This window comes from Oerskovia flava, from assembly GCF_026163685.1.
In the GTDB taxonomy this organism is placed as follows: domain Bacteria; phylum Actinomycetota; class Actinomycetes; order Actinomycetales; family Cellulomonadaceae; genus Oerskovia_A; species Oerskovia_A flava.
The window spans coordinates 172,526-185,545 of the sequence record NZ_JAOXSR010000002.1; the positions used below are offsets into that span (position 1 = coordinate 172,526).

At 71.8% G+C, this 13,020-nt stretch carries 15 protein-coding genes; 10 read left to right on the top strand and 5 right to left on the bottom strand.

Annotated elements, in window-relative coordinates:
* Positions 1–4 precede the first annotated feature (4 nt).
* The 3 genes from OHL10_RS18705 to OHL10_RS18710 all read right to left on the bottom strand — a co-directional run bounded on the left by OHL10_RS18705 (position 5) and on the right by OHL10_RS18710 (position 906).
* On the bottom strand, positions 5–133 hold the full coding sequence (locus OHL10_RS18705) for a hypothetical protein (RefSeq protein WP_425498966.1): 129 nt from the start codon (positions 131–133) through the stop codon (positions 5–7).
* 162 nt (positions 134–295) lie between these two features.
* A complete protein-coding gene (locus OHL10_RS05425) occupies positions 296–655 on the bottom strand; it encodes a transposase (protein WP_265521160.1) in 360 nt (119 codons plus the stop codon).
* Complete coding sequence (locus OHL10_RS18710; RefSeq protein ID WP_425498967.1) at positions 625–906, bottom strand: transposase; 282 nt, start codon at positions 904–906, stop codon at positions 625–627. Before OHL10_RS18710 ends, OHL10_RS05425 begins: the two co-directional genes overlap by 31 nt.
* A 231-nt stretch (positions 907–1,137) precedes the next feature.
* Between OHL10_RS18710 and OHL10_RS05430 the strand changes: the two genes are divergently transcribed.
* From OHL10_RS05430 to glsA, 4 genes are all read left to right on the top strand, one after another.
* Complete coding sequence (locus OHL10_RS05430; protein WP_265521161.1) at positions 1,138–1,875, top strand: MSMEG_4193 family putative phosphomutase; 738 nt, start codon at positions 1,138–1,140, stop codon at positions 1,873–1,875.
* 31 nt (positions 1,876–1,906) lie between these two features.
* Positions 1,907–2,449, top strand: a complete 543-nt coding sequence (locus OHL10_RS05435; RefSeq protein ID WP_265521162.1) for a DUF3090 domain-containing protein — start codon at positions 1,907–1,909, stop codon at positions 2,447–2,449.
* Complete coding sequence (locus OHL10_RS05440; protein WP_265521163.1) at positions 2,446–3,231, top strand: SCO1664 family protein; 786 nt, start codon at positions 2,446–2,448, stop codon at positions 3,229–3,231. The genes OHL10_RS05435 and OHL10_RS05440 overlap by 4 nt, the downstream gene beginning before the upstream one ends.
* Before the next feature lie 70 nt (positions 3,232–3,301).
* Complete coding sequence (gene glsA, locus OHL10_RS05445) at positions 3,302–4,321, top strand: glutaminase A (RefSeq protein ID WP_265521164.1); 1,020 nt, start codon at positions 3,302–3,304, stop codon at positions 4,319–4,321.
* Here the strand turns inward: glsA and OHL10_RS05450 are convergent, their stop codons facing one another.
* A complete protein-coding gene (locus OHL10_RS05450; RefSeq protein ID WP_265521165.1) occupies positions 4,322–5,479 on the bottom strand; it encodes an epoxide hydrolase family protein in 1,158 nt (385 codons plus the stop codon).
* 63 nt (positions 5,480–5,542) lie between these two features.
* Here OHL10_RS05450 and OHL10_RS05455 point away from each other — a divergent pair, with 63 nt between their 5' ends.
* The 4 genes from OHL10_RS05455 (at position 5,543) to OHL10_RS05470 (ending at position 8,480) form a co-directional block, all read left to right on the top strand.
* A complete protein-coding gene (locus OHL10_RS05455; RefSeq protein WP_265521166.1) occupies positions 5,543–6,544 on the top strand; it encodes a helix-turn-helix transcriptional regulator in 1,002 nt (333 codons plus the stop codon).
* Between the two features lie 117 nt (positions 6,545–6,661).
* Complete coding sequence (locus OHL10_RS05460) at positions 6,662–7,228, top strand: dihydrofolate reductase family protein (RefSeq protein WP_265521167.1); 567 nt, start codon at positions 6,662–6,664, stop codon at positions 7,226–7,228.
* 31 nt (positions 7,229–7,259) lie between these two features.
* A complete protein-coding gene (locus tag OHL10_RS05465; protein WP_265521168.1) occupies positions 7,260–7,925 on the top strand; it encodes a hypothetical protein in 666 nt (221 codons plus the stop codon).
* 168 nt (positions 7,926–8,093) lie between these two features.
* Positions 8,094–8,480, top strand: coding sequence for a DUF2510 domain-containing protein (locus tag OHL10_RS05470; protein WP_265521169.1), 387 nt, complete (start codon positions 8,094–8,096; stop codon positions 8,478–8,480).
* Positions 8,481–8,630: 150 nt separating this feature from the next.
* Here the strand turns inward: OHL10_RS05470 and OHL10_RS05475 are convergent, their stop codons facing one another.
* The gene (locus tag OHL10_RS05475; RefSeq protein ID WP_265521170.1) at positions 8,631–11,195 is read right to left on the bottom strand and encodes a tetratricopeptide repeat protein; all 2,565 of its coding nucleotides are present in this window, start codon (positions 11,193–11,195) and stop codon (positions 8,631–8,633) included.
* 215 nt (positions 11,196–11,410) lie between these two features.
* Between OHL10_RS05475 and OHL10_RS05480 the strand changes: the two genes are divergently transcribed.
* Together OHL10_RS05480 and OHL10_RS05485 are read left to right on the top strand one after the other, a co-directional pair.
* On the top strand, positions 11,411–11,584 hold the full coding sequence (locus tag OHL10_RS05480; RefSeq protein ID WP_265521171.1) for a hypothetical protein: 174 nt from the start codon (positions 11,411–11,413) through the stop codon (positions 11,582–11,584).
* A gap of 238 nt (positions 11,585–11,822) precedes the next feature.
* Positions 11,823–13,004, top strand: coding sequence for an AI-2E family transporter (locus tag OHL10_RS05485; protein WP_265521172.1), 1,182 nt, complete (start codon positions 11,823–11,825; stop codon positions 13,002–13,004).
* Positions 13,005–13,020 lie beyond the last annotated feature (16 nt).

The following is a 13,020-nucleotide window of genomic DNA, read 5'->3' on the forward strand; positions in this document are numbered from 1 at the left end:
GCAGTCAGGCTGCCTTCACGATCGCGGCGACCCAGTCGTCGATCGCGGCCACGGTGATGGTGGTCTGGTAGCGCAGCTGGAGCTTGTCGAACCTCGTGGCTACCGCCCGCCACCGCTTGAGCCGGTTGAACATGCACTCCACCGCGGAGCGCTTCTTGTAGTCGGTGAAGTCGACCTTCGGCGGCCGCCCGCCGGCTGAGCCGCGGGCCTTGCGGCCTGCTTGCTGGTCGACCTTCTCCGGGATCGTCGCGGCGATCCCACGCCGGCGCAGCAGGGCACGGTTACCGGCCGAGGTTTAGCCACGATCGGCGAGCACCTGGTCCGGGCGGGTGCGCGGGCGCCCACCCTGCCTGCCCGGGCGGTGGACCTTGACCATGGCGAGAACGGGACCGAATTGCGGGCTATCACCGCGGTGCCCGGCCGTGACGACCATGCCCATCAGCTTCTGCCCCTGCTCCGCGGCAGCGTGGATCTTCGTGGTCCACCCGCGCCGGGCCCGGCCCAGCCCATGATCGCCCGGCTCGTCGCCGGGCGGCTCGGCCTGCGCCTGCGGATCACGGCGTGCACCCGCGGCATGCTGGTGAACCCGCGCGATCGTGGAGTCGACGTTCAGATCCCACCCGATCAGACCGGCCTCGTCCGAGATCGTGCGCAACCGATCCACGACCCGCTGCCAGGTCCCGTCGCGCTGCCAGTCCCGAACCGACGGTAGACGCTGCCCCACGGCCCGTACCGATCAGCAAGAACATCGCGCCACGGACACCCGACCCGCACCCGGAACCGGATCCCGTCGATCTGCCTACGCAGGAACCTCGCCCGACGCCCACGCGCCTTGACCGGCAACAGCGGCTCCAGCACCGCCCTCGCCTCATCGCTCAGATCATGCCGACCCGCAACATCCACCACAGGCCCGCAGCATGCCGAACCCGCAGGTCACACGCCACTTCCGAAACACGCCCTAGTCGTCGCGTTTGATAGTCACCAAATCAACCGTTGCGATCCGGGCCTGCGATCCGAAGGGGTAGCTCTCTTGTCGATTCTGGCGTTGCAGGCGAGACGTAGTGGCGGCGTCCCTGAGTCGATCGACCCGCGCTACGGCGACCGCAGACTGGGCGTGAAGGGCCTTACGCTCGGGGCATGCCCACGATCCTCCTTGTCCGCCATGGCCGCACCACCGCGAACGCTCGAGGGATCCTCGCCGGTCGCGCGGGTGGAGTCCGGCTGGACGCCGCCGGGCGTGACCAGGCGCTCCGGGCCGCCGAACGCGTCGCCGGCGTTCCGCTGTCCCGCGTGGTCACCAGCCCGTTGGAACGGTGCCGGCAGACCGCCCGCAGCCTGCTCGAGCACCAGGCGGGTGCGCCGGAGCAGGCGACCGAGCACGGCATCACCGAGTGCGACTACGGGCAGTGGCAGGGGCGCGTACTGAAGGACTTGGCTGCGGAGCCGCTGTGGTCGGTCGTGCAGACGCAGCCGTCGGCCGCCGTGTTTCCGGGCGGCGAGTCGCTCGCGGAGATGCAGGCTCGAAGCGTCGCCGCGATCCGGCGGCACGACGCGGAGGTCGAGGCGCGGTACGGCGCCGACGCGGTCTGGGCGGCGGTCTCGCACGGCGACGTCATCAAGTCCGTGCTTGCCGACGCGCTGGGGATGCACCTGGACCTGTTCCAGCGCATCGTCGTCGGTCCGGCGTCGATCTCGATCGTGCGGTACGGCGCGCACCGACCGGAGGTGGTGGCCACCAACACCGACTCCGGTGATCTCTCGTGGTTGCGCACGGCCGCGCCGGTCGGGGACGCGCCCGTCGGGGGCGGTGCCGGTCCGGAACAACCCGTCCCGAGCGAGCCGCGGGCGTCCGACGAGCGACCCACACCTGGCTGACGGAGCGCGCGAGCGCTCGTAGAGTGAGGACATGCCCACTCTCGTGCACGAGTTCGACTGGCCCGACCGCGTCGTCGTCGGGACCGTCGGGATGCCCGGATCACGCACGTTCTACCTGCAGGCGCGTTCGGGCACCCGGACGGCCAGCGTCGCCCTCGAGAAGGAGCAGTCCGCCGTCCTCGCCGAGACCGTCCAACGGCTGCTCGACGAGCTGATGCAGGACCCGGACAACCCGTACAGCGTCCCCGCCGACGTGCCCGTCGAGCTGATCGACGACGACCCCCTCGACCAGCCGGTCGAGGAAGAGTTCCGCGCCGGGGCGATGCGGCTCAGCTGGGACCCCCGCACGGCACAGGTCGTCGTCGAGGCGTTCCCGCTCGTCGAGGGCGAGCCCGACGAGGAGGAGGACGAGTCGGAGCCCGCCGAGGTGCTGCTCGTCCGGATGCCCGTCGGGACGGCGCGCGCGTTCGCCCAGCGCACCCGCGTCGTCGTCCGCTCCGGCCGTGCCCTCTGCCCCCGCTGCGGACAGCCGATGGACATCGACGGGCACGAGTGCGTGCTGCCCGAGGCGTGACGTCGCCCCACGTCGATCTCGACGAGGCATCCCTCGAGATCGTCGGACGCATCCGCGTCGCCTCGAACGCGACGTTCCGGGCCCGGATCGGCGACGTCGACGTCGTGTACAAGCCGGTGGCCGGGGAGAACCCGCTGTGGGACTTCCCGGACGGCACCCTGGCCGGCCGGGAGGTGGCCGCGTACCTCGTCTCGGAGTCGCTCGGGTGGGGGATCGTCCCGCGCACGTGGCTGCGCGACGGACCGATGGGTCCCGGCATGGTGCAGCTCTGGCAGGAGATCGACCAGGCGCAGTCGCCGGTCGACGTCGTGCCGACCGACGAGGTGCCGGAGGACGGCGTGCGGGCGGTGCTGGAGGGTCTCGACGGCGACGACCGGCCGGTCACCCTGGTGCACGAGGACACGGCGGCGCTGCGTCGCATGGCGGTGTTCGACGCCGTCGTGAACAACGCCGACCGCAAGGGCGGGCACGTCCTGCCGCAGGCGGACGGGCGGCGTCTTGGCGTCGACCACGGTGTGACCTTCCATGTCGAGCCGAAGCTGCGGACGGTGCTGTGGGGCTGGCTCGGTGCGAGCCTCGACGCCGACGAGCTGGCAGGCATCGCACAGGTCCGGGCAGACCTCGGGCCACACCTCGACGGTGATCTGGCTCGCCGGTTGACCGGGCTGCTGACGCAAGACGAGGTGGCCGCGCTCGCAGCACGCTGCGACGCGTTGCTCCGAACGCCACGCTTCCCGCAGCCCGCCGGCGTCATGCCGGCCGTTCCCTGGCCGCTCTTCTGAGGGGTCGCCGCGCACAGCCGAGGTGCCGGGCCCGCGCGGGCGTCGTGGTCCACCGGTACCGTCGCTGAGGATGAGCCACGACACCCAGAACACGGTCTCGACCGGATCCCTCCCCGGACCCGACGTCGTCGAAGCGGTCCTCGACGAGGCCTACGAGCGGTTCCGCGACCTTGACGAGGGCACGGTCATCGAGGGTGTCCCGGCGCTCGCCGACGCGGAACCTGACCTCTTCGGCGTCGCTCTGATGGACTCCGACGGTGCTGAGCACATCCGTGGGGACGCGCGGCACCAGTTCTCGATCCAGTCGATCTCGAAGGCCTTCGCGTACGCCCTCGTCTGCCAGGAGATCGGCCACGACGCCGTGCTGGAACGCGTGGGAGTCGACAACACCGGTGTCCCGTTCGACTCGGTCCTGGCGATCGAGCACAACGAGGGGCACCCCATGAACCCCATGGTGAATGCCGGGGCGATCGCCGCGACCGGACTCGCGCCCGGAGACTCGAGCGCGGAGCGCTGGGACTTCCTCCTGCACGGGCTGTCGAGGTTCGCCGGTCGTGAGCTGGAGATCGACGAGGCGGTGTACCGCTCGGAGTCCCGGTCGAACCAGCGCAACCAGGGCCTCGCCCTGCTCCTCGAAGGCCACGGGCGGCTGAGCGGTGACGCGCTCGGGGTCGTCGACGTGTACACCAAGCAGTGCTCGCTGCTCGTCGACGCGCGCGACCTCGCGGTCATGGGCGCCACGCTGGCGAGCGGAGGGGTGAACCCGCGCACCGGTGAACAGGTCGTCGACGCGTCGATCGCGCGCGACACCGTCAGCGTCCTGGCCTCGACGGGCATGTACGAGCGGTCGGGGGAGTGGCTGTTCGAGGTCGGAGCGCCGGCCAAGAGCGGCATCTCCGGCGGCATCGTCATGGTCTCGCCGGGCAAAGGGGCAGTCGGAGCCTTCTCCCCGCGACTCGACGACGCCGGCAACTCCGTGCGGGGCCGCAAGGTCAGCGCCCACCTCTCAAGAGCCCTCGGCCTCGACGTCTTCGCTTCCCGGCCGCCCTCGGACCTCCCGTCGGAAGGTCCGAGGGTGCGCCGCAGGTGATCAGATCTCCGCCGCGAGGTGGAGCGACGAGAAGAAGGTGCGGATGTCGTCCGCGAGCAGTGCCGGCTCCTCCATCGCGGGGAAGTGACCGCCCTGGGTGAACTCGCTCCAGTGGCCGATCGCCTTCCACGGGTCCATCGCGCGGCGAACGAGCGGGTGGGTGTCGAACACGGCCCATCCGGACGGCACCCCGGAGGCCATGACCACGCCGAGTCCGGAGTGCTCGGCCTCGTAGTAGAACTGCGCGCTCGACGCGCCGCTACGGGTGAACCAGTACAGGCTGATGTTCGCCAGGAGCTGGTCACGGTCGACCGACTCGTCCGGCGTCCGGTCGTCCCCGCTGGCCCTGCTCCGGAACTTCTCGGCGATCCACGCGAGCTGACCGACCGGTGAGTCGGTGAGCGCCGGGCCGATCGTGTCGGGACGGTGGTTCTGCATCAAGAGGTACCCATGATCGGCAGCGTCCTCGGCGCGCACCGCCTCGATCTGGGCGATCTCGTCGTCGGACAAGCCGTCGGGGTAGGGGAACACCGAGCCGACCAGCCCGAGCAGCCGGGGGTCGCAGCCGACGTGCGTGCCGATGACGCGTTCCGGGTAGAGCGCCGCGAGGCGGCTGGTGGTGCCCGAGCCGATGTCGGTGCCGTGGGCCGCGAACCGTTCGTAGCCGAGCCGCGTCATGATCTCGGCCCAGGCGTCCGTGGTGCGCGCCAGCTCCCAGCCGGTCCCCGACAACGGGGTGGAGAACCCGAAGCCGGGCGGCGACGGGATGACCACGTGGAAGTCGTCGGTCAGCAGCGGGACGAGCCGCTGGTACTCGACGAACGAGCCCGGCCAGCCGTGGCTCAGGATCAGCGGGGTGGCTTCCGGGTTCGCCGATCGCGCGTGGACGACGTGGAACCTCTGGCCGTCGACGACCGTCGTGAGCTGTTCGTGCTCGTTGAGCTGCGCCTCCTGCGCACGCCAGTCGAACCCGTCGCGCCAGTACTCGGCAAGTTCCTTCAGGTACACCAGCGGGATGCCGCGGCTGAAGTCGGTCCGGTCGTCTCGGCCCGGCACGGCGTCCGGCCAGCGCGTGTGAGCGAGGCGGTCGCGCAGGTCGTCGACGTCGGCCTGCGGAATGTTGATGCGGAACGGTGTGAGTGCGGTGTTCTCGGTCATGACATCGACGTTCCCAGGTCATGCGGCAGGTTAGCTTCCGCAATTGCTGGAATGATCGAGACCATGGTGGAGACCTCGGCCCGACTGCTCGAGCTGCTGTCGTTGCTCCAGCTCAAGCGCGACTGGACGAGCTCCGAGCTTGCCGACCGGCTCGACGTGAGCACGAGGACCGTCCGTGCCGACGTCGGCAAGCTGCGGTCGCTCGGGTATCCCGTGGACGCGCGCCCCGGCGTCGGGGGCGGGTACCGGCTGGCGGCCGGGACGGCGATGCCCCCGCTGCTGCTCGACGACGACGAGGCCGTCGCCGTCGCCGTCGGGCTGGGAGCGGTCGCGACCCAGGGGTTCGGCGTCGAGGAGACGTCGCTCACCGCGCTCGCGAAGCTGGAGCAGGTGCTGCCCTCGCGGCTGCGTCGGCGCGTGGAGGCGGTGAGCGAGGCCACGAGTGCCGTCCCGGGGGCCGGACCGCCGCTCGATCTGTCGGTGCTCGGCGCGGTCGCCGCCGCGATCCGCGGCCACGAACGGCTCCGGTTCGGGTACACGAAGCCCGGGGGCAGTACCGAGGATCGTCACACCGAACCCCAACGGCTGGTGACCTGGGGGCCGCTCCGCTACCTGCTCGCGTGGGATCTCGACCGTGACGACTGGCGGGTCTTCCGTGTCGACCGCATGGTTCCGCGCCCACCGACGGGTGCGCGGTTCCGGCCGCGCGTGCTCCCGGAGGACAGCGCCGTCGAGTACGTCGTCCGGCGCGTCACCAAGGGGTCCTGGACGTACCGTGCCCGCGTGCTCGTGCGGGCACCCGCCGCCGAGATCACCGCGAAGATCCTCATCCCGGTCGACGTCGAGGTGGTCGACGCGTCCACGTGCCGCGTCGAGCTGGGGGCCGACGACCCGGACCGTCTCGCGCTGTGGTTGACCCAGCTCGACGTCGACATCGAGGTGATCGAGGGCGACGAGCTCGCGGCGGCGTTCGAGCGCCTCGCGACGAGGCTCCGCCGGGCAGCGAGCGGCGCTCAGCTCCTGTGCGGCCCGGACGCATTGCGGACGCGCACCACGTCGTCGTAGTCGCCGCGCGCCTCGCCGTCGACAGCCACGCGGCAGGGCGAGCGGACCCGTGGGACCGATGAGTTCTGCCGCCGCGGCCGGTCTGGTCATCGTGCAACCGACCGAAGGAGAAGCGTGATGCGTGACGTGACCTACTCGATGAGCGTCTCGGCGGACGGCTACATCGTCGGACCCGACGGCGGGATCGACTGGACCGGCCCCGGGGACGACGTCTTCCAGCACTTCACGGACGAGCTCCGCGGGGTCGGGGTCCACCTGCTCGGGCGTCGGCTCTACGAGACGATGCTGTACTGGGAGACCGCCGACCAGGACCCGGCGCTCGGCGAGGCGGAACGCACCTGGACCGCGCTGTGGAACGCTCTGCCGAAGGTCGTCTTCTCCAGGTCGTTGTCGACCGTGGAGGCCTCCAACACCCGGTTGGCCACGGGTGGTCTGGCCGAGGAGGTCGCGCGGCTGCGCGCTGATCCCGGGGAGGGCGAGATCGCGATCGGCGGTGCGACGCTCGCTGCGGAAGCGGCTGCGCTGGACCTCATCGACGAGTACCGCGTGATGGTCTGCCCGGTGCTGGTGGGCGGCGGCACCCCCTACTTCCCGCACCGCGAGCGCCACGTCGACCTGCGCCTCGTCGAGACGCGCACGTTCGACGAGAGGCTCGTGCTCCTGCGCTACCGGGTCGAGAGGTAGCACCCTGCCCCCGCTTGGTAGCGTGCCGGAGGTGTTCTCCAACAGGCGGCGGCGAGGGGCCGCGCGGCGCGTCAAGCCCGGAGACGGGCATCCGCTACCGCGGTACCGGTGGTGGCAGCCGTTCTCCCGGGCGTTGTTCCACCTGCGGCTCGCCGGTGCGGACGGCCGTCCCGAGACGTGGTCCGTCGACGTCAAGGTCTGGGGGGACGGCGACGACGGGGAGGTGCGGGCACGGCTGTATCGGGACGGCGTGCACCAGGCGACCTCGAAGACGCCGGCCGCGTTCCCGGTCACCGGTGGGACCGTCGAGGTCGAGACCAGCGGCTACGGGCTGAAGCGGTGCCACTACGTGCGCGACGACGGCACCGTGTGGCAGCTCGCGCCGGACCCGGCGTCGGCCGAGGGCCGCCGCGCCCGCCTCGAGCAGAACCACCCGGCGGCGAGCCGTGCCATCGGGGCGGTCTCCGTGGTGATCCTCGTCGTCGTGCTGGTCCTCGGTGTCCCGCAGCTCGTCGAGGAGATCTCGAACATCCCGCCCGTGGCCGAGAACGTCGGCACCTTCACTGCGCCGATCCATCTCTCCGCGACCCTCAACATCGCGCTCGTGGTGGCAACCATCCTGGCCAGCACCGAGCGTGCGTTGCGGCTGCGCTACAACTGGCTGCTCGACGGCGGGCTGTTCGACGGCGACGACTAGGGGTTCGCTCCCATTCTCAGTTCGTGGCGATGGCCGTTCTTGGCGGGCCTTCACTCGGCGGTCGTCGCGGCGCTGGCGATCGTCGTCGGACACGTGGCAGGCTCAGGCCGGACGGCGAGCGACCTCGCGGACGTTGGCTTGCGAGCGATGAACTGAGACGAGATTCCCATGGCTGGTGCAACGGCAGGCTGGTATGACGACGGATCGGGAACTACGAGGTGGTGGGACGGTCGAAACTGGACCGACCGCGTCCAGCCAGCGTCTCCGCACACGGGGCTAGGCGGCGCGATCGAGCGCTTGCAGGCGGAAGCCTCGGCCGGCGCGCGACCCCGGCCAGCACCCAACGGCATGAACTACGTCGTTCTCCAGGTCATCCTCAAAGAGAAGCTGTGGGGCACAGGGTCAGGCAACCTCACTGAGCTCGAAAAGGTGATCAATGCCCAGGCCGCCCTCGGCTATCGGCTCCACACCATTACAACCGCGGCGTCGGGAAGCAAGGGAATGGGCGGCGGTGACCGCATCCAGGCCACGATGGTCTTCGAGCACCTGACGTGATCCGCACAAAGCGACTGCGATAGAAGGCCCATTGCGGCCGCGCGGTGGCCGGTTGCCAGCAACTAGGTGTTCTCGGGTCTCCGCGACCCTCAACATCGCGCTCGTGGTGGCAACCATCCTGGCCAGCACCGAGCGTGCGTTGCGGCTGCGCTACAACTGGCTGCTCGACGGCGGGCTGTTCGACGGCGACGACTGACCGGCCGACGACTGACCGGCCGACGACTGACCGGCCGGCGACGACAGAGCAGTGCGGATGCTGCGCGCCTCGGGGCCGTCGGAGTCCTCCCCGAGCGTCTCCAGCGCGTCCCGGAGCAGCGCGCGGGCGCGGGCGGCGTCGCCGTCGGCGGCTGCCACGCGTGCGAGGCCCTGCAGGGCACGGGCGCGCTCGAAGGTGAGATCGAGGCGGGTCGCGATCTGCAGGCCTTCGTCGAAGGACCGGGCGGCGGCATCGGGGTCGGCGTCCTCGAGGTGCTCACCGAGGTTGACGAGCGCCGCCGGTTCGAGCGCCGTGATCTCGTGCGTGCGCGCATATGCCAGGGCCTCGCGCTGCAGCTCGACGGCATGCGCGACCTGGCCGCGTCGGGCTAGCGCGTTCGCGAGGTTCGCCAGGCCGTAGCCGCGCATCGTGGTGTCGCCGAGGGCGTGGGAGACGTCGAGCCCCTCGCGTGCGGCCGACTCCGCGCCGTCCACGTCACCGGTGAGGAGCAGCACCTCGCTCATGTTCGTCAGGGAGGTCGCGACGGCGCCGAGGTCGTCGCGCGACCGGGCGTCCGCCAGCGCCTCGCGGTGATGGTCGAGCGCACCGTCGAGGTCGCCGAGCCGACGCAGGATCACCGCGATGTTGTCCGTGAGCAGAGGGATGGCCTCGGTCATGCCGTCCTCGCGCGCGAGGACGAGCGCCTCGCGGAACCGGGCCTGCGCGGTCCGGAGGTCGCCGTTGTTCGCGGCGAGGATCGCGAGGGCGTTGCTCGCGGCGTACACGGGCCGCGCCGTCCCGGCGAGCCGGCCGAGCTCCTGCGCCCGCAGGAGGTGCGCGGTCGCCTGCGGGAGGCCCAGCCTGACCGCCGACTGCCCGACCCCGAGCTCGGCGAACGCCTCCGCGGCAGGGTCACCCGTGAGGCGCGCCGCCCGGACGGCCGCCTGGTGCAGTCCCAGGGCGAGCGTCGAGCGGCCCTTGCCGTCGAAGTGTCGGCTCAGCGCGCGCGAGAGGGTCGTCGTCACCTGGGGGCGGGTGCGTTCGCCGGCGAACGCGAGCTGCAGCAGGGTGTCGAGCTCCTCGTCGAGCCAGCACGACGCCGACGACGCGTCCGCGAACGCGCCCGGCCCGCTCGTCGGCGGGACGGACCCGGGGTAGAGGAGCTGCACCGCGTCGTGGGTGCGGCGCACGAGGTCGTCGGCGAGACGTGCGTTCGCCTCGTCCCGCGACGACGGGGGATCCTCCTCCCACGAACGCGCGACGGCGAACGCCCGCACGAGCGCGTGCAGGACGACTCGACCGTGCGCGGGGCCGCGCAGGAGGCACCCGGCGCGGGCGAGCGCGGCGAGGTCGCCGCGCGCTGCGCTCGCGCTGACGCCGAGGAGCACCGGTACGGAGGCGGTGGAGATCTCCAGGCATGGCTGGGCCGCGAGCAGGCGGAGCGCGCGGCGCGGGCCTGCGGCCAGGGCGTCGTACGAGAGCGCGACGGACGACTGGACCGGCGCGTCGAGGTGGTGCGCCGCGATCCTGGCCTCGAGCGCGTCGACGTGGTCGGCCAGCGACCAGTCGGGCCGGTCGCGCACCCGGGTCGCGGCGAGGGACACCGCCAGGGGGAGCCCTCCCACGAGCTCTTCGAGGCGGCGGGCGGCCGCCGGGTCGGCGTCGACGTGCGTGTCGCCGGCGACCTGCCGCAGGAGCAGCGCGGTCTCCCCGGACGTCCACGGTGCGATCGGGACGAGCGCGACGCCGGGCAGCCCGAGCGTCCGTCGGGTCGTGAGGAGCACGGGGGTGCGCGGGCGGGCCATCAGGAGCGGGAGCGCCTGGTCCGGGTCCGTGACGTCGTCGAGCACCAGCGCCGTGCGCCGCGCCGCCAGGACGTCCACGAGGCGCCGTGCCCGCTCGTGGGGCCCGGGCGGGACGGGCGCGTCGGGGAGCAGCGTGCGCAGCACGGACTCGGCGACCGGCGCCCACGACGGGGTGTCTCCCTGAGAGCCGGAGAGCCCGACCACGACGACGTCGTTCACGTCGCCCGCCTCGTGCAGCGCTGCCGCGGCGCGGCGCACGAGGTGCGACTTGCCCGTCCCTGCCATGCCCTCGACGACGACCGGTCGGGTGGAGCGCAGGCACACCTCGAGCTCGTCCGCCCGCCCGACGAACGGCTCCTGCCGGTCCGGGACGCCGCGCCGCACGACGAAGACGTCGTTCTTCGTGCGCCCGTCCTGGGCGAGGGCGCACGCCGCACGCCACCGCACGAGCTCGTCGCCGTCCACGCCGAGGACCTCGGCGATGTCGGTGACCAGGGCGACGTCGATCCGCTTGCGGCCCGACGCGAAGCTGTCGTAGACGGTCACCCGGCCCGGGGCGTGCGCCGGAGCACCACGGCCGGCCCGCAGGTCCCCGACCCGGCGGGCGATGTCGGTGTACGACGGCGATCCCGCGGCGATGCGCCAGGAGCGCAGCCGTGCCGCGACGTCGTCGAGCGTCGCGAGGTGGGGCAGCGTCGCTTCGTCGCTCGTCACAGTGCCCCCCGGCGCAGATCCTCTACGGTCACGTCCACCCTAGGGCGGCGTTCGGGATCGTTCGGGAACCTTCCGCTGCGCGGACGCGCGCGCCCCGCCGGTGCCAACCTGGCGGCAGCCACGGGAGCCGACGCCGGTAGGTGCCGCGCCCCGAGGTGGAGGTCGAGAACCACCACGACAGGCGGGCGCCGCTCGCCGGAAGCAGGAGGAGAAGGATGAAGCGCACGGTGTTCAAGCGGGCCGCGGCGACCTTGCTGGTCTCGGTAGGCCTGGTGACGGCGACGGCCGGGGCGAGCCAGGCGGCGTGGTACGGGGCGTGCAGCGGGGACGACTGGGTCATCTGGGACGGGAACGGCAACTACATGATCTGGCACGGCAAGTGTTCCTGATCCCCGCACGGCCCTGCTCCGCGGCCTGAGCGGGGCGCCTGCGCGGCACGGCGGACCTCTCCCGACGACGGGACCCGGCGTGCCGCGCGGGCACGTGACCGACCGGGACTGCGAGCCCTCGACCGTCGTGAACCGATCCGACGCGCCCACGCGACCCACGTAGCAAGCGGGTGGCCTGGGGGAGTGGCACTGTAGCCAACTACACGTGCGACACGAGGGAGTCACGATGGGACTGGGCATGCGCCGATCGCAGGAGCGGGCACGCCAGCGCGCCGCCGAGAGGGAACCCGAGAAGCGGGAGCCCACGCCGAGCGCTCCGCCGCCGAGCGGGGTGTCCGCGCTCTGGGCCGACGGCGTGGGTCGTGTCGGGACGCGGTCGGTGCAGGTGCTCGCGATCCTCGCGCTCGTCGCGGTCGCGGTCTTCGCGGTGACGCGGCTGACGCTGATCGTCATCCCCGTGCTCATCGCGCTGGTGCTCGCCGCGGCGATCTCGCCCCTCGTGAGCTTCCTGCGTCGCAAGGGGTTCCCGTCGCTGCTGGCGACGGTGATCTCGCTGGTCGCCCTGGTCGCCGTGCTGACGGGCGTCGTGTGGCTGGTCGTCGCCGCCGTCGTGAGCCAGTGGCCGGAGCTGCGTGACCAGGCGATCGAGGGCTTCGACGAGCTCCAGTCCTACATCCAGGGCCTGCCGTTCGACATCACCGAGGAGCAGCTGGAGTCGGTGCGCGACTCCGTCGTCGGCCTCCTGCAGTCCGAGGCCGTCAGCGCCGGCGCGATGGCCGGCGTCTCCCAGACCGTCGACTTCGTCGCCGGGTTCGTCATCATGATCGTGGTGCTGTTCTTCTTTCTCAAGGACGGGCCGCAGATCTGGGAGTTCCTGCTGCGTCCGTTCGAGGGCACGTCCTACGCGCGCGGCCAGCGGATCGGAGACTCGACCGTCCAGACGCTCGGTGGCTACGTGCGCGGTACCGCGATCGTCGCGGTGGTGGACGCCGTCGCCATCGGTATCGGCCTGGCGATCGTCGGGGTCCCGCTGGTCATCCCGCTCGCGGTCCTCGTGTTCCTGCTGGCCTTCATCCCGCTCGTCGGTGCGACGCTCGCCGGCATCCTCGCCACGCTGGTCGCCCTCGTGGCGCTCGGACCGATCGAGGCGCTCATCGTGCTGGCGATCGTCATCGGGGTCAACCAGCTCGAGGGCGACCTGCTGCAGCCCGTCGTCATGGGTCGCACGCTCCGCCTGCACCCCCTGGTCATCCTCGTCGCCCTGACCGCGGGCACCGTGCTCGCCGGCCTCAGCGGCGCCGTGCTGGCCGTCCCGATCGCCGCGTCGATCTGGCGCGCGATCCAGGTGTGGGACGGCCCCGAGCTGCCCGCGCACTTCGCCCGGCAGAAGCGGCACGAGACGGTGAGGACCGGGTCCTAGGTCAGCCAGTTCTTCT

Coding starts and splice junctions, on each gene's coding strand:
- glsA (WP_265521164.1), top strand. CDS start 3,302: ATGAGCCACGACACCCAGAACACGGTCTCGACCGGATCCCTCCCCGGA.
- OHL10_RS05450 (WP_265521165.1), bottom strand. CDS start 5,479: ATGACCGAGAACACCGCACTCACACCGTTCCGCATCAACATTCCGCAG.
- OHL10_RS05455 (WP_265521166.1), top strand. CDS start 5,543: ATGGTGGAGACCTCGGCCCGACTGCTCGAGCTGCTGTCGTTGCTCCAG.
- OHL10_RS05435 (WP_265521162.1), top strand. CDS start 1,907: ATGCCCACTCTCGTGCACGAGTTCGACTGGCCCGACCGCGTCGTCGTC.
- OHL10_RS05430 (WP_265521161.1), top strand. CDS start 1,138: ATGCCCACGATCCTCCTTGTCCGCCATGGCCGCACCACCGCGAACGCT.
- OHL10_RS05470 (WP_265521169.1), top strand. CDS start 8,094: ATGGCTGGTGCAACGGCAGGCTGGTATGACGACGGATCGGGAACTACG.
- OHL10_RS05460 (WP_265521167.1), top strand. CDS start 6,662: ATGCGTGACGTGACCTACTCGATGAGCGTCTCGGCGGACGGCTACATC.
- OHL10_RS18705 (WP_425498966.1), bottom strand. CDS start 133: ATGTTCAACCGGCTCAAGCGGTGGCGGGCGGTAGCCACGAGGTTCGAC.
- OHL10_RS05480 (WP_265521171.1), top strand. CDS start 11,411: ATGAAGCGCACGGTGTTCAAGCGGGCCGCGGCGACCTTGCTGGTCTCG.
- OHL10_RS05485 (WP_265521172.1), top strand. CDS start 11,823: ATGCGCCGATCGCAGGAGCGGGCACGCCAGCGCGCCGCCGAGAGGGAA.